Raw genomic sequence first — 15,436 nt, 5'->3', positions numbered from 1 at the left:
CAGTCAGGAATTCACCTAATTACTACCTGCTGAATTCTCTCGGTCACGACCTGTGAGGTTCGGAGGGTGCGGAACGCTCGGCCCGCAGCCGCCGCCCGCGCTGGTCCCCTCCCGAGACGCGGTGCAGGCCGTACGAACCGGGCCTGCCCGCCTCGTCGGCCAGGTGCTTGACGGTGCCCCTGCACACGAACTCCTTGAGCTTCGCGCCGGGACGGCCGGCGATGTGGAACCACAGCGACACGTCGTTCCTGTGCGAGAACTGGAAGATGCCCGCGCCCCGGCCCAGGCTGATGCACTGTCCGGCGAACACCTCGTTGAGGGTCGCCGGCCGCTCTCCGTCGATCCGGCCGAGCACCGTGTCGGCGGCCCGCGCGCCCAGCGGTATCGCCGCCTGGCAGCTCATCCGCAGCGGCAGGCCCGACGGCGCCGCCGAGTCGCCCGCCGCGACGACGCGTTCGTCGTCCACGCTCGTCAGCGTCTCGTCCGTGAGCAGGCGGCCCAGGTCGTCCGTGCTCAGCCCGCTGCGCACGGCCAGGTCCGGCACCCCGAAGCCGGCGGTCCAGATGGTCACCGCGCTCGGCACCTCGCGGCCGTCGCCGAGCTCCACCGCATCGCGGGTCACCGCCGTCACCCTCGTCCCGGGGCCGTCGAGCACGGTGACTCCGAGCCCGGCCAGCCGCCCGGCGACCGAGCGGCGGCCCCGGCCGTGCAGGTAGGGGCCGAGCACTCCACCGCAGATCAGGGTCACGCGGCGGCCCCGTTCCGCGAGTTCGGCGGCGGTCTCGATGCCGGTCGGACCCGCCCCGACCACCGTCACCGCGGCCGTGGGGGCGGCGGCGTCGAGGACCGGCCGCAGTCGCTGCGCCTCCTCCAGGGTGGTGATCGGGTGCGCGAACTCCGCGGCCCCGGGCACCCTCGGGTCGGCGCTGCCGCTGCCCACCGCGTACACCAGGTAGTCGTAGCCGACCGTGCCGCCGGCGGCCAGCTCCACGGTGCGCCCGCCCGCGTCGATCCGGGTCACGGTGTCCACGACCAGCCGCACGCCCTCGGCCAGGACCTCGCGGTACTCGACGACCGCGTCGTCGGTCCCGGCCGCCAGCTGGTGCAGGCGGATCCGCTCCACGAACGTCGCGCGCGGGTTGACCAGGGTCACCGTCACGCCGTCCCGCTGCGTCAGGCGGTTGGCCGCCATCACGCCCGCGTATCCGCCGCCGATCACGACCACTTCGGTGTGCTGGTTCATGGTGCTTCTCCTTCGTCCTGAGCGGTTCGACATCAAGACACCGCGCCCTGGCGGGTTGTGACAGGGTGTGAGGCGGATCACTCCGCAGGGCTGGCCCCGGACCTGCCGCAGAATGGACGGCTGAGGCCAGGACCTGCGGAGATGGGAGTTCTGATGATCGACGAGATCGACGTGATCATTGCTGGTGGGGGACCGACCGGGCTGATGCTCGCCGCCGAGCTGCGGCTCGCCGGCGTACGAACCGTCGTACTGGAGAAGCTGACCGAGCCGGCCGGCCAGTCCCGCGGCCGCGGAATACACGTGCGCACCGTCGAGCTGCTGGACCAGCGGGGTCTGCTCGACCGGTTCCTCGCGGTCAGCGAACCGTTCACGACCAGTGACTTCGGCGGCCTCCTCAAGCTGCGGCCCGACCGTCTGGACACCGCGCACCCGTTCGGCCTCGCGACACCGCAGACCGTCACCGAGCAGCTGCTCACCGAGCGCGCGACCGAGCTCGGTGCCGAGATCCGGCGGGGCTGCGAACTGGCCGGGCTGAGCCAGGACGAGGACGGGGTCACCGTGGAGCTGGCCGACGGCACGCGGCTGCGCTCGCGCTACCTCGTCGGCTGCGACGGCGGCCGCAGCACGGTGCGGGGGCTGCTCGGCATCGGCTTTCCCGGCGAGCCCGCGAAGGTCGAGACGCTGCTCGGGGACATGGAGGTGACCGCGGAGCCGGACGCGGTGGCCGCCATCACCGCCGAAGCCCGCAAGGTGCACGTACGGTTCGGAACCGTTCCCATGGGGGACGGGGTGTACCGGATCATCGTGCCCGCCGACGGGGTGGCCGAGGACCGGGCGGCCGAGCCGACCCTGGAGGAGTTCAAGCAGCAGCTGCGGAAGTTCGCGGGCACCGACTTCGGCGTGCACGCGCCGCGCTGGCTGTCCCGCGTGGGCGACGGCAGCCGGCAGGCCGAGCGCTACCGGGCCGGCCGGGTGCTGCTGGCCGGCGACGCCGCGCACGTCCACCCGCCGGCCGGCGGCCAGGGCCTCGGCCTCGGTGTGCAGGACGCCTTCAACCTCGGCTGGAAGCTGGCCGCCGAGGTGCGCGGCTGGGCGCCGGAGGGGCTGCTCGACACCTACGAGGCCGAACGGCACCCGGTGGGAGCCCGCGTCGTGGCCAACACCCGTGCCCAGGGCGTGCTGCTCGGGACGGAGCCGGGTGCGGTGGCGCTGCGCGAGCTGTTCTCGGAGCTGCTGGACCTCGAAGAGGTCAACCGGTACGTGACCGGGATGACCTCCGCGGTCGGGGTCCGCTACGACTTCGGCGAGGGGCACGAACTGCTCGGCCGGCGGATGCGCGACATCCCGCTGAAGGAAGGGCGCCTGTACGAGCTGATGCGCGGCGGCCGGGGACTCCTGCTGGACCGGACCGGCCGGCTCTCGGTGGCGGGCTGGGCCGACCGGATCGACCACGTCGTCGACATCACCGAGGAACCGGACGTGCCCGCGGCGCTGCTGCGGCCGGACGGCCACGTCGCCTGGGTCGGCGAGGACCAGCAGGATCTGCTCGACCGGCTGCCCACCTGGTTCGGCGCCGCCACCGCCTGAGCGCGGCGCACGGACCGTACGGAGCCGGAGCCGGTCCCGACCGGCCCCGGCTCCGTACGCTGCCCGCCGGCGGCTCAGCCGTCGAGGACGCTCAGGTCGATGCGCGCCAGGCGCTCCGGGTCGGTGAGGATGTCGAGCGCGGTGATCCTGCCGTCCCGGATGGTGAACGCCATGACCGACAGCGGCCGGCCCTCCGCCATCGCGACGACCCCGGGGACCCCGTTGACCAGTGCCGCGCGGGCGGCCTCGGCGAACCGGGCGAAGGTGATCGCCTGGGAGGCGACCTCGGCCGCGCCGCGCCGGAGCAGCGTGGGCCGCAGCGTGCCGCCGTCCGAGCGGGCCACCACATCGGGGTCGAGGACCGCGACGAGGGCGTCGAAGTCACCGCCGCGCGCGGCGGTGAGGAAGGCGTCGACGATCGCGCGCAGCCGGGCCCGGTCGGGGTCCGGGGCGGGCGCCGCGCCCTGGACGCGGCGGCGGGCGCGGCTCGCGAGCTGCCTGGCCGTCGCGGCGGAACGCCCGAGCACGGGGGCGATCTCGTCGAACGGCACGGCGAACAGGTCGTGCAGGACGAAGGCCAGGCGCTCGGCGGGGGCGAGGGTGTCCAGGACGACCATCAGCGCGATGCCGACCGAGTCGGCCAGCAGGATCTCCTGCTCGGGGTCGAGCCCGTCCGCGCGGCTGACGACCGGGTCGGGGAGGCGGACCTGCCCGTCCTGATCGTGCAGCGGATCCTCGCGCCGCGTGCCGCGCGAGCGCAGCATGTCCAGACACACCCGGCCGACCACGGTGGTCAGCCAGCCGCCCAGGTTCTCCACCGCCGTCGTGTCGGAGCGGTTCAGCTTGAACCAGGCCTCCTGCACGGCGTCCTCCGCCTCGCTGAGCGAGCCCAGCATCCGGTAGGCCACCGCCCGCAGGTGGGAGCGGTGCTCCTCGAAGCGCCGCGCCAGGACTTCCTTCTCGACTTCCTTTTCCTTCTCGTTCACCCGTCACATCCCCGTGTTCCGATCGACCGGTCGGTGCCGAGTCGGACGATAACCGACAGGGCAACGAGCCATGCCTGTAAGGGGGGTGAGAGCCGCGGGCAGCATCGCGCTCGCCGGCGCGTGGAGCGGGACCTGTCAGCGGCCGGCCGGCGCGGCTTCGAGGAACCGGCGCAGGTCGATGACCTCGTAGCCCTCGGCCACGGCGGCGTCGACGATCAGGGGAAGGGCTTCGGCGTCGAGGACGACGCCGGATCCGTTGCCGCCGACGTGCATCTGGATGATCGCCCCGGGAGCGAAGGCGTCGACGGCCCGTTCCACGGCCTTGTCCACACTCATGCCGCCCTGCGGGCCGAGGTAGCCGTTCGTGTCGGTGCTGAACTCGATCGCCGCGTATCCCAGATCGTTGACGTCGGCGACGGACTCCGCGGTGGTGGAGCTGTAGGGGAACCGGAAGAAAGGCAGGGGCTCGGCCCCGGACGCCGCCCGGATGGCGGCGTCGGCCCGGCGTACCTCGTCCGCCCGCTCGGCGGTGCTGAGGTCGTCGAAGTAGGGGTGACTGTACGAGTGGTTGCCGAGCCCGTGCCCCGCGTCGGCGATGGAGCGCACCGCGGCCGGGTGGGCCTCGGCGAACTCGCCGGTCGGGAAGAAGGTGGCGGACAGCTTCCGCCGGCGCAGCTCGGCCAGCACCGTGTCGATCCCGGCGACGTCCCAGGCCGCGTTGAAGGTGAGGGCCAGGACCTTGCGGGAGGTGGGCAGCCGGCGGATCTCGTCACCGAGCAGTGCGGCCGGCGGGCGGGGACCGGAGGCGGCCCGGACGGGGGAGGCGGACGCGAATCCGGCGAGCCCCCCGAACCCGGCGAACCCCGCGCACAGCAGGCCCGCCAGGGCGGAGCGTCGTACCACATCCACCACGGTCACTCCCCACGGTCACGGCCTTCGGCTCCGGCCTGCCACCGACTATGCGACGGCGCACCCCGCAGCACCCGCAGCCCGTGCCGGGGCACCCGGGTGATCTCCCGCGGGTCCCGCCTACGACGGGCGTCGCCGCAGGTGCGCCGTGAGGTGGTGCTGCAGGGGCTGTCCCACGGCGGCCATGTCGTGGACGACCGTCATCCCGTCGTTCCCGACCGTGTAGTGCCGTCGCGTGCCGGTGACCTCCTTGGCCAGCGGGGTCAGGGCCACGGCCTCGGTCTCGATCTCGATCTCCGTGCCGGACACCCGCCCGACGTACGTCTCCACGACGCCCGTCGGGTGGGCGAGCACGACCTCCAGCCCGGCGTCGGGAGTCACCCGCCACCACCCTGCCTCACGGCCAGCGGGCCGCACCGGCGCCCCGGACTCGTCGATCAGCCACGCGCGGGCCTCGTAGCGCAGGAAGGGGCGGCCGTCATGGCTGAAGGTGATCTCCTGCTCGTAGCGGAAGTCCTTCTCGAGGGTCGGGTATTCGCCCTGCCCCCGGCCGTGCCAGCGCCCCAGCAGGGGCAGCACCGGCCGCAGCAGCGGATGCGGCTCGGGGCCCTCGCCGAGGACGTGGCTGTCGGGGTAGGGATTTTCCTGCACCGGCTCGAACATGTTCACCTTGTCTGTCTGCGAGTACCGCCGATTCCCGCAGCTTAAGGGCTGCGCCCGACCAGTGAAGGAAGCACCGGAACGACGACCGGGAACCGGACGCGTCGCGGCGCTTCGTCCACTCAGAGGCAGCCGCAGCCGCTCGTGTAGAAGAACAGGAAGACGGCCGTCCCCGCGGTCACTGCGAAGACGGCTGCGGTCAGGGCGGCGAAGCCCCGGCGCCGACCCTTCGTGGGGGTGCGGAACGTCTGCCAGGCGCCGTGGGCCAGGAAGAGACTGAGCACCCCGGCTCCCGCGATGGTCAGGCGCGGACTGAAGGACCAGCTCAGATAGGCGACCAGAACCAGGCCACCGAGCAAGGCACAGGCGAACAGACTCAGGATCACCTCGCCGACGGCTTCTCCGACCCACTCGATCAGGAACTCGCCTATGCCTTTCAGTGCGCTGAAGACCCACATGGTGCTCCTCCACCCTCCCCTACGGCCGCCCCCGCACGGGGACCGGTATCGAGGACTCGCGCGGGGCCCGCACGGTTGACAGCGGCGCCACGTTCCGTCAGAAGCGGAACACTCCGAGGTCCCGCACCGTGTCGGCCAGAGCGCGGATGAGGTCGTTCTCGGCTTCGGTCCGCCAGACCAGGACGAAGTGCAGGGAAACCATCTCGGGGAGCGGCAGCCATCGGATGTTCGACATGCCCCAGTGCCTGGTGACATGGCTGGGGAAGGTGTGGATGATCTCGCCCATGCCGACGTGGTTGATGAGTTGATCGGCATTGTCCGACGCCGCGGACTCGATGCGCTCGATCGGCCGGCCCCGTGGGGTGTGGAAGGGCAGGTAGCTGTCCTCCCAGTAGTCCGACAGGCCGTGGGCAGTGCCGTGCGGAAAGTCGGCGAGCAGCTCCAGCGGCACCGAGTCCCGTCCCGCGAGCCGGTGGTCGGCGGCCACGGCGAGGATCCGGGAGTCGGTGCACAGGACCGGCCCGACGGTGAAGTCCGGCTCCTCCACCGGCAGCCAGAGGACCGCGACGTCCGTCGTACCACTGCGGAGCTGACCGAACACATCGGTGAAGGTCAACTGGCGTACCCGCAGACCCCAGTGCGGATACCGTGCGCGGAACGCCTTCCAATAGGGGTGCAGATCGGCGACGTTGAAGGGCATCAGGCCGACGTCGAGCCGTTCGGTGATGCCGCGGGCCGCCAATCGGGCGCGCTCCAGGGATTCGTGCAGGCCCGCGTAGACCGGCTGCAGGTCGTCGCGGAACTGGCGGCCGACCTCCGTCAGGCGCACCGTGCGGCTGGTACGGGCGAACAGCTCGGCTCCGATGCGCCGTTCCTGCTTCTTGATGGCCTGGCTGACACGCGCCTGGGAGATGTGCAGCCGCTGTGCGGTCCGGCCGAAGTGCAGCTCCTCGGCCAGCACCAGGAAGATTTCGATGTCCCGCAGCTCCACCGGACCGCGAACCTCCATCGATAACCCGGCGGTTATCGAACCGCGCGCAAATGTTCCTTGATCATACGTGCGAACCGCACGATCTTTGAGACATGCAGTCACGCGTGCACAGCCCCCCATCCATACGACCGGTCGCGATCCGGCGCCCCACCGGAACGCTCTCGAACCGCCCGTGAGCGACGCCATCGGCCTGACCGTCATGTACGCGATGCACGATGCCCTGCGCCGGGAACTGGTCCACCTGGACCGGATCACCACCGCCGCGGACCACGACCCGCGGCAGGTGCTGGCCACCGCTGCCGGATGGACGCTGTTCAAGAAGGCCCTCCACGCCCACCACACGGCCGAGGACGACGCGCTGTGGCCGCCGCTGCGGCGGAAGCTGACCGGCCGGCCGAGCGACCTGGCGCTGCTGGAGGTGATGGCTGCCGAACACGCCGCCATCGCCACGGTGATCCGCGCCATCGACGGGGTGCTGACCGACCCCGGTGCCGGATCGCTGCGGCTGTGCCAGCTCGCCGACGCGCTGACCCGCGGCCTGGCGGGCCACCTCGAGCACGAGGAGCAAGCGGCGCTCCCGCTGGCCCGGCGGGAGCTGACGGCCGAGCAGTGGGTCCGTTTCGGACGGGTCCAGGCCGAGCACATCGGCCGGGAGGCGCCGTTGCTGCTGCCGTGGCTGCTGGACGGCGCCGACGCACCGACTGCGGAGCGGCTCCTCGCCCTCCTGCCCGCACCCTCCTACGGCGCCTGCACCGCCCGGTGGATCCCGGCGTACGCCGAGCTCGACCGCTGGAGTCCGGGCACGACCGCGGTCGTGCGGACGAATCCAGAGACCAGAGAACAGAACCCACGGAAATGAGAACCACCACATGCGTGTGTTGTTGATGGCGTACGGGTCGCGCGGCGACATCGAGCCGATGGCGGGACTCGGAGTGCGGCTGCGGGCGCTCGGCGCGGAGGTACGGGTGTGCGCGCCGCCGGACTTCGCGGACTTCCTCGACGGCGTCGGCCTGCCGCTGGTGCCGATCGGCTCGCCGGTGCGTGAGGTCGTGAAGCGGGCGGTGACCGGCGAGACGCCGATGCCGGCGGCGGGACTGCCCGAGCGCGCTGCCGCGCTGCTCGCCACGACGTACGAGGCGGTCGTCCCGGCAGCCGAGGGATGCGACGTGATGGTGGCGACCGGCCTGCTCCCGGCCGCGGCCGGCGCGCGACTGGCAGCCGAGAAGCTGGGTATCCCCTACAGGTTCGTGGCCTACTTCCCGGCCTATCTGCCGTCGCCGCACCACGCCCCCTTCGAACGGCCGGGCCGCCCCTTCCCGCCGGGAGTGACCGACAACCGGGCCCTGTGGGACCTGGACGTCGAGAACATGAACGTCCTCTTCGGCACGGGACTCAACGCGCACCGGGCGTCGATCGGCCTGCCCCCCGTGGACCACTTCCGCGACTACGTCCTCACCGACCGGCCGTGGCTCGCGGCGGACCCGGTCCTGAGCCCCTGGCAGGAGCCGGCGGACCTCGACGTCGAACAGACCGGTGCGTGGATACGGCCGGACGAACGCCCTCTCCCGGCCGGCCTGGAGGCGTTCCTGGACGCCGGCACGCCACCGGTGTACGTGGGCTTCGGCAGCATTCCCGTGCGCAACGCGGAGGAAGTCGCCCGGGCCGCCATCGAGGCGGTGCGCGCGCAGGGCCGCCGCGTACTCCTCGGGCAGGGCTGGGCGGACCTGGCCCTGACCGACGACCGGGACGACTGCTTCGCCATCGGCGAGGTCAACCAGCAGGCGCTGTTCCGCCGGGTGGCCGCGGTCGTGCACCACGGCGGCGCGGGCACCACGACGACGGCCGCCCGGGCGGGCGCCCCCCAGGTGGTGGTGCCCCAGATGGCGGACCAGCCGTACTGGGCCGGCCGCGTGGCCGAGCTGGGCATCGGCGCGGCACACGAGGGCCCGACCCCGACCTTCGAATCCCTGTCGGCCGCGCTCGGGACCGCCCTCACCCCCGAGACGCGAGCACGGGCGAAGGCCGTCGCCGACACGGTCCGCACCGACGGGACGGAGGTGGCCGCGAAGCTGCTCCTCGGCACGGGGCAGGCCGCGCCGATGAGCCGCGAGCAGATCTCCGCGATCGCCCATGCCGGCCACCCGATCAAGTCCCCGCTCGCCGACGACTCGGTCGCCCGACTGCTCGAACACGGCCTCCCGCGGGGCGACGAGCGCGTGCTCGACCTCGGATGCGGCACGGCGGAATGGCTTCTGCGCGCGCTGGAGACGCACCCGCACCTGCACGCCGAGGGCGTCGACGTCTCCGAAGTCGCCCTGGACCGGGCCCGCCGTGCGGCGACCGCGCGCGGAGTCGACGAGCGGCTGGTCCTCCACCGGCAGGCGGCCGGGGACTTCGTCTCCGCGCGGCCCTTCGACCTGGTGATCAGCGTCGGCGCCGCGCACGCCTTCGGCGGGCTCCTCCCCACCCTCGCCGCGGCCCGCGGGCACCTGGCTCCCGGCGGCCGCGTGCTGATCGGAGAGTCGTTCTGGGACCGCACCCCTTCGCCCGAGGCCGTCGAGATGTTCGGTGAACTCGCCGACCTGGCGACCACGGTGGACAGTGTCGTCGCCGACGGCTGGACCCCCGTCCACGCCCATGCCAGCACCCGCGGTGAGCTGGACGCCTACGAGTGGGCCTGCTGGGGCTCGCTGGCCGCATGGGCTCTGGACCACCCCGACGATCCGGCCGCCGCACAGGCGCTGGAGACCGCCACCGCCGCGCGTTCGGAGTGGCTGCACGGGTACCGGGACAGCTTCGGCTTCCTCTGCCTGGTGCTGCGCCGTACGTCGGACTGATCAAGACCGTTCCACCCCCCCATCAGCGCCGCCAAGGCCGACGCGGAACTGCCGCGGCCGGAAAGTGAGTACATCGATGCAACCGACGTTCGTACTGGTCCACGGAGCCTTCGCGAACTCCTTCTCCTTCGCACCCCTCCAGGCCGAACTCGGCCTCCTCGGGCACCGTTCGGTCGCCGTCGACCTGCCCGGCCACGGCTTCGGGGCGACCTTCACCCGCGCCTATCAGGCACCGCAGGACCCCGACGGGCTCGCCGCCGCGCCCGGTGCGATCAAGGGCGTCACGCTCGCCGACAACGCCGCGCACCTGATCGGGATACTCGAACGGGCCAAGCGCAACGGCCCCGTGATCCTCGTCGCCCACAGCCGCGGCGGCATCACGGTCACGGCCGCGGCCAACGCCCGCCCGGACCTGATCGACCGCATCGTCTACGTCTCGTCCTGGTGCCCCGTCCGGCTCGACGTCAATGACTACTACGCCGAGCCGGAGATGGCCGGGGTCGACGTCGGCGCCTTCGCTTCGGCACTGGCCGGGAACCCCGCCGACCTCGGGCTGCTCCGCGTCAACTTCCGTACGGCGAAACCGGAGTCGCTCGCCGCGTTCAGGGCGGCCTTCTTCGCCGACGGCACCGAAGAGCAGTTCCTGACCTTCCTGAACACCTTCCAGCCGGACGAGAACCTGGACGTCGGCGGGCCCGCCGACCGGGCGCAGGCCGCCACCTGGGGCCGCATCCCCAGGACCTACGTTCGCCTGGCCGACGACGCCAGCCTGCCCCTCGCCATGCAGGACCGGCTGATCCGCGAGGGCGACGAGCTGACACCGGACAACCCCTACGACGTCCGCACGCTGGCGGGCAGTCACCTCATGTGGCTGGTCGACCCGGCCCCGGCGGCGCGCACCCTGGGCGAACTCGCCACGCTCCCGGCCCCGTCCGCCCGGGCGTGACCGCAACCGGGTGACCGCAACCGGGTGACCGGTTCGGCGGACCCTCCATGCGGATCGCCCGGACGGCCGTCCCGCCCCCGGTGAACGGGGGTGGGGCGGGGCGGCCGTCCGGCGGTCACCCGGTGGTCTCAGCGGACCGGCAGGGTCCCCGCGACCGACGCCGGTACCGGAGCGAGACCGGCCGGCCGGGTGGTGAAGGTGCCCCGGCCCCGCGTCCGGCCGCGCAGCCGGGACGCGTAGCCGAACAGCTCGGCCAGCGGAACGGCCGCCGTGATCACCGCGGTACCGGCCTCGGCCGTGGAACCGGAGACCCGGCCGCGGCGGGCCGCGAGATCACCCAGCACGCTCCCGACGCCGTCCTCCGGAACCGTCACCGTGACTTCGACGAGCGGTTCCAGGAGCTCCATCGTGCTCAGGCGCAGGGCCTCGCGCAGCCCGAACCTGCCCGCCGCGCGGAACGCCATCTCCGAGGAGTCCTTGGAGTGGGTCGCCCCGTCGGTGAGCGTGACCCGCAGTCCCGTCACCGGGAACCCGCCGAGCGGGCCCTCGGCGAGCGCGTCCCGGCAGCCGGCCTCCACGGCGCGCGCGTACTCCTGCGGTACGCGACCGCCGACGACCGTCGAGCGGAACTCGAAGCACGGCTCCTCCAGCGGCTCGACGTCGAGGACGACGTGCGCGAACTGACCCGCACCACCGTCCTGCTTGACATGCCGGTGGACGAGGCCGCTGACCCCGCGCACGACGGTCTCCCGGTAGGAGACCTGCGGCCGGCCGATGACGACCTCCACCCCGTGGCCGCTGCGGATCTTCTCCACCGCGACCTCCAGGTGCAGTTCGCCCATCCCCGACAGCACGGTCTGGCCGCTCTCCGCGTCGGACCGCACCACCAGCGACGGGTCCTCCTCGGCGAGCCGCGCCAGCGCCGCCGACAGCCGACCCGTGTCGATGCTCCGACGGGCCTCGAGCGCGACCGACACCACCGGCTCGGCCACCGACGGCGGTTCGAGGACCAGCGGGGCGTCCGGCGCGCACAGGGTGGTGCCCGCCCGGGCGGCCTTCAGCCCGATCACCGCGACGATGTCACCGGCCACCGCCTCCTCCCGTTCCTCGTGCCGGTCGGCCTGGACCCGCAGGATCCGGCCGACCCGCTCCGTGCGGCCCGTGGCCGTGTCCAGGACCGTCGCGCCCTTGCGCAGGGTGCCCGCGTAGACCCGCAGGTACGTGAGGCGCCCGGTCTCCGTCGCCGTCACCTTGAAGGCGAGGGCCGTGAACGGTTCCGCCGGGTCGGGGGCCCGCTCCTGCTCGACACCGTCCGCCACCAGCCCCCGTACCGCGGGCATGTCGGCGGGCGACGGCAGGTACGCGAGGACGGCGTCCAGCAGCGGCTCGATCCCGCGGTTGCGGTACGCCGATCCGCACAGCACCACGACACCGTCACCGCTCAGCGTCAGCTCCCGCAGGGCCCGGACCAGGGTCCGGTCCGTCAGGGCCGAGGCCGAGCAGAACTCCTCCAGGGCGTCGGCGTGCAGCTCCGCCACCGTCTCCTCCAGGAGCCGGCGGCGCCGGGCCGCCTCCTCCCGCAGGGATTCGGGGACCGGGCCCGCCCGGTAGCCGTCGGAGCCGGCCCGCCAGTGCAGCGAGCGCATGGCCAGCAGGTCGACGACGCCGGAGAACGACTCCTCGGCTCCGATGGGCAGCTGAACCACCAGCGGGACGACGCCCAGGCGCTCGCGGATGGACGCGACCGCCGTGTCGAGGTCGGCGCCCGCCCGGTCCAGCTTGTTGACGAACGCGATCCGCGGCACACCGTGCCGGTCGGCCTGCCGCCACACCGTCTCGCTCTGCGGTTCCACGCCGGCTACGGCGTCGAAGACCGCCACCGCCCCGTCCAGCACCCGCAGGGAGCGCTCGACCTCGTCGGAGAAGTCGACGTGACCCGGGGTGTCGATCAGGTTGACCCGATGACCGTCCCAGGCGCAGCTCACGGCCGCGGCGAAGATGGTGATGCCGCGATCGCGTTCCTGGGGGTCGTGGTCGGTGACGGTGGTGCCGTGATGGACCTCGCCCCGCTTGTGGATGACACCGGTCGCGAAGAGGATCCGTTCGGTGATGGTGGTCTTGCCCGCGTCGACGTGGGCGAGGATGCCCAGGTTGCGGACGGCGGTGAGGGAAGAAGTGGTGCTGGGCTGCCTGTTGGCGCGCATGGCCGGAGGCCTTTCGGATGTGCTGAGGAAAAGGGGCAGCGCGATTCCCGGAAGCCGGCCCCGGTCCTCCCGGGCCACCGAAGCGCGCGGCGGCGTCGCCGTCCGGTCCGGACGGAGTCCGGGCAGGAGGACGTACGGGCGCACGGGCTTGCGGGCGTACGGAAGGCGGGAGGACGAACCCTAGAAGCGGGTCACGGGCATACGGAGCCGGCCGCGCAGCCGGCACCGCGCGCTGCGAGACACCGGGATCACGTCGTACCGGGTCGGGGGAGCGAAGGCGGCGGTGCGGTACGTGCACATGGCGCGGCTCCCCTTCTCTTCACTCGGCATGAGACGCGCGTGCCCTGTCGGCAGCGCGTACGGCGAGTCTAGTGATCACCTCCCGCCGGGGCACCGGGTTTTCCTCTGCGCCGTCAGGGACGGGGTGTCGTCGGCAGGCGCAGCACCAGCCGCGCGCCCCCGGCCCCGCCCGCACCGCCCTCGGCCGTGAGCGTTCCGCCGTGGTGGGTACTCAGGTCGCGGGCGATGGCGAGCCCCAGTCCGGCTCCGCCGTGGTCGCGGCTGCGCGAGTCGTCGAGGCGCGTGAAACGCTCGAATATCCGCTCCCGGTCGGCCGCCGGGATACCGGGTCCGTCGTCGGCGACCTCCAGCACGGCCGTGCCCGGACCCGCACCCTTCACGGTGCGCAGCGTGACGTCCACGCGCCCGTCCGCGTAGCGCTGCGCGTTGTCGACGAGATTCGTGACGATCCGGCCGAGCCACAGCGCGCCCGCCGTGACCTCCACATCGGATTCCAGCCGCAGCCGCACGGGGACCCGGTCGCCGTGCCGGCCCTCCACCACCTCGCGGACCAGGGCGGTCAGGTCCAGCGGGGCCGCGGCCACCGGCTGGGCCGCGTCGATCCGCGCGAGCAGCAGCAGGTCGGCCGTGAGGTGCTGGAGCCGTTCGATGTCCTCCAGGGCCCCGGAGATCAGCTCGGGCCACAGCTGGGGGTCCTGGACGGCCAGCGCCACCTCCAACTGGGTGCGCAGGACGGTGATGGGGCTGCGCAGTTCGTGGGAGGCGTCGGCGATGAACTGCCGCTGGCGGATCCCCGAGGCCTCCAGCCGATCCAGCGTGGAGTTCATGGTCTCGGCCAGCCGGGCGACCTCGTCGCGGGTGGCGGGCACCGGCACCCGGCGGTGCAGGCCCCGGTCGGAGATCTCGGCGACCTCGGCCCGGATCTCCTCCACCGGCCGCAGCGCATGGCCGGTGACCCGCCAGGTCACCAGGGCGACGGTGGCCAGCAGCAGGGGCATGCCGATGACGAGGGCGGCGGTGGTCGTGTCGTCGGCCGCGTCCGCGTCCCGCAGGGAGGCGCCGGCGTAGACGGTGGCCATGCCGTCGGGGGTCTGCGTGACGACCTGGACGACCCGCTGCCGGTACTCACCGTCCACCGGCCGGACCCGCCACGTGTGGAACCGGGTTCCCGGGGCTCCGGGCCCGGGCGGCGGGAAGGCGGGCGCGCCGGCCAGGTTCGGGCTGGCGAACAGGACGCGTCCGTCGGCGCCCACCACCTGGACGAAGTCGATGCCACGGGCCTGAGGCCGGACACGGCCCAGCTTCCCGGTGGCGGCGAGCTGTGCCACGCTCTCGGCCTGGCGCCGGGCGTCGTTCTCCGCGTTGCGGAGCAGGTTCGCCTCCAGCAGCCCTAGCAGCGCGAACGAGGCGAGCGCGAGGGCCGCCGCCACCACCACGCTCGCGCCCACGGTGGCCCGCGCCCGTACGGTGGTGGGCCACAGCCGCCGCAGTACGGGCCACCGGCGCAGGACCGTGCCCGGGACCGCGCGAAGGGCGGCGCGCACGCGCTCGCGCGAGCCGGGGCGTCCCGCCGCGGCCCCTGCCTCAGCCACCGCCTCAGCCCCTGCCTCAGCCACCGTCGGCCGCCAGCCGGTATCCCGCTCCGCGCACGGTCTCCACCGCGGCGCGGCCGAACGGCGCGTCGATCTTGCGGCGGAGGGCGCTGACGTGGACCTCGACCACATTGGGATCGCCGTCGAAGGCGCTGTCCCACACCTGCTCCAGGATGTCCCGCTTGGGCACCACCTCGCCCGAGCGCCGGGCCAGGTACTCCAGCACCGCGAACTCCCGCGCCGTCAGCCGGATCTCCGTGCCGCCCCGGGAGCAGGAGTGCCGGGCGGGGTCGAGCAGCAGGTCGCCGAACCGCATCACCTCGGGCCGCCGGCGGCCCGTACGCCGGCCGAGTGCCCGGAGCCGGGCGACCAGGACGAGGTAGGAGAACGGCTTGGACAGGAAGTCGTCGGCGCCGGTGTCGAGCGCCTCCGCCTCGTCGTACTCGCCGTCCTTCGCCGTGAGCATCAGGATCCCGGACTCGTTGCCGGCCGCGCGCAGCCTCGCGCACACCCGGTACCCGTTCAGCCCGGGCAGCATGATGTCCAGCACGATGAGGTCGTAGTCGTGCTCCGTGGCCAGCCACAGGCCCTGGGTCCCGTCGTGGGCCACGTCCACCGAGAACCCCTCCGACTGCAGCCCTCGCTGCAGGGCCACGGCGAGCCGCCGTTCGTCCTCCACCACCAGTACGCGCATGCCGGACAGGATCTCAGGCCCTCCCCGTC

Annotated in this window: 13 protein-coding genes and 1 pseudogene; 5 read left to right on the top strand and 9 right to left on the bottom strand. The window is 73.0% G+C overall.

The window, feature by feature from the left end; translation table 11 throughout:
* Nucleotides 1-43: 43 nt before the first annotated feature.
* Nucleotides 44-1,243 carry an NAD(P)/FAD-dependent oxidoreductase gene (locus ACXNSR_RS02465; RefSeq protein ID WP_458640471.1) on the bottom strand — a complete coding sequence of 400 codons (1,200 nt, stop codon included), beginning with the start codon at nt 1,241-1,243 and terminating at the stop codon, nt 44-46.
* A gap of 153 nt (nt 1,244-1,396) precedes the next feature.
* On the opposite strand from ACXNSR_RS02465, the gene rox reads away from it, so the two are divergent.
* Entirely contained in the window at nt 1,397-2,830 is a 1,434-nt protein-coding gene (rox, locus tag ACXNSR_RS02460; RefSeq protein ID WP_458640470.1) for a rifampin monooxygenase, read from the top strand.
* Between the two features lie 74 nt (nt 2,831-2,904).
* Here the strand turns inward: rox and ACXNSR_RS02455 are convergent, their stop codons facing one another.
* From ACXNSR_RS02455 to ACXNSR_RS02435, 5 genes are all read right to left on the bottom strand, one after another.
* Nucleotides 2,905-3,816, bottom strand: a complete 912-nt coding sequence (locus ACXNSR_RS02455; RefSeq protein ID WP_458640469.1) for a sigma-70 family RNA polymerase sigma factor — start codon at nt 3,814-3,816, stop codon at nt 2,905-2,907.
* A gap of 135 nt (nt 3,817-3,951) precedes the next feature.
* Nucleotides 3,952-4,725, bottom strand: coding sequence for a polysaccharide deacetylase family protein (locus ACXNSR_RS02450; protein ID WP_458640468.1), 774 nt, complete (start codon nt 4,723-4,725; stop codon nt 3,952-3,954).
* 120 nt (nt 4,726-4,845) lie between these two features.
* Nucleotides 4,846-5,388, bottom strand: a complete 543-nt coding sequence (locus tag ACXNSR_RS02445; RefSeq protein ID WP_458640467.1) for a heme-binding beta-barrel domain-containing protein — start codon at nt 5,386-5,388, stop codon at nt 4,846-4,848.
* Nucleotides 5,389-5,507: 119 nt separating this feature from the next.
* Entirely contained in the window at nt 5,508-5,843 is a 336-nt protein-coding gene (locus ACXNSR_RS02440; protein ID WP_458640466.1) for a lysine transporter LysE, read from the bottom strand.
* 97 nt (nt 5,844-5,940) lie between these two features.
* On the bottom strand, nt 5,941-6,834 hold the full coding sequence (locus tag ACXNSR_RS02435; protein WP_458640465.1) for a LysR family transcriptional regulator: 894 nt from the start codon (nt 6,832-6,834) through the stop codon (nt 5,941-5,943).
* Nucleotides 6,835-7,006: 172 nt separating this feature from the next.
* Here ACXNSR_RS02435 and ACXNSR_RS02430 point away from each other — a divergent pair, with 172 nt between their 5' ends.
* From ACXNSR_RS02430 to ACXNSR_RS02415, 4 genes and pseudogenes are all read left to right on the top strand, one after another.
* Nucleotides 7,007-7,693 (top strand): hemerythrin domain-containing protein, encoded by a 687-nt coding sequence (locus ACXNSR_RS02430; protein ID WP_458640464.1) that lies wholly within the window; start codon nt 7,007-7,009, stop codon nt 7,691-7,693.
* A 10-nt stretch (nt 7,694-7,703) separates the two neighbouring features.
* A pseudogene (locus ACXNSR_RS02425) lies at nt 7,704-8,918 on the top strand (glycosyltransferase); the annotation flags it as partial.
* 15 nt (nt 8,919-8,933) lie between these two features.
* Nucleotides 8,934-9,671: an SAM-dependent methyltransferase gene (locus ACXNSR_RS02420; RefSeq protein ID WP_458643541.1), complete on the top strand. Its 738-nt coding sequence runs from the start codon at nt 8,934-8,936 to the stop codon at nt 9,669-9,671.
* A 76-nt stretch (nt 9,672-9,747) separates the two neighbouring features.
* Complete coding sequence (locus ACXNSR_RS02415; RefSeq protein ID WP_458640463.1) at nt 9,748-10,617, top strand: alpha/beta fold hydrolase; 870 nt, start codon at nt 9,748-9,750, stop codon at nt 10,615-10,617.
* Between the two features lie 128 nt (nt 10,618-10,745).
* Here ACXNSR_RS02415 and fusA read toward each other — a convergent pair whose 3' ends face one another.
* The 3 genes from fusA to ACXNSR_RS02400 form a co-directional block, all read right to left on the bottom strand.
* Nucleotides 10,746-12,821: an elongation factor G gene (fusA, locus tag ACXNSR_RS02410; protein ID WP_458640462.1), complete on the bottom strand. Its 2,076-nt coding sequence runs from the start codon at nt 12,819-12,821 to the stop codon at nt 10,746-10,748.
* A 413-nt stretch (nt 12,822-13,234) separates the two neighbouring features.
* On the bottom strand, nt 13,235-14,611 hold the full coding sequence (locus tag ACXNSR_RS02405; protein ID WP_458643540.1) for a sensor histidine kinase: 1,377 nt from the start codon (nt 14,609-14,611) through the stop codon (nt 13,235-13,237).
* A 118-nt stretch (nt 14,612-14,729) separates the two neighbouring features.
* On the bottom strand, nt 14,730-15,407 hold the full coding sequence (locus ACXNSR_RS02400) for a response regulator transcription factor (RefSeq protein WP_458640461.1): 678 nt from the start codon (nt 15,405-15,407) through the stop codon (nt 14,730-14,732).
* Nucleotides 15,408-15,436 lie beyond the last annotated feature (29 nt).

The organism is Streptomyces sp. NC-S4 (assembly GCF_054353315.1).
This window is presented reverse-complemented; position numbering and strand designations above follow the sequence as displayed.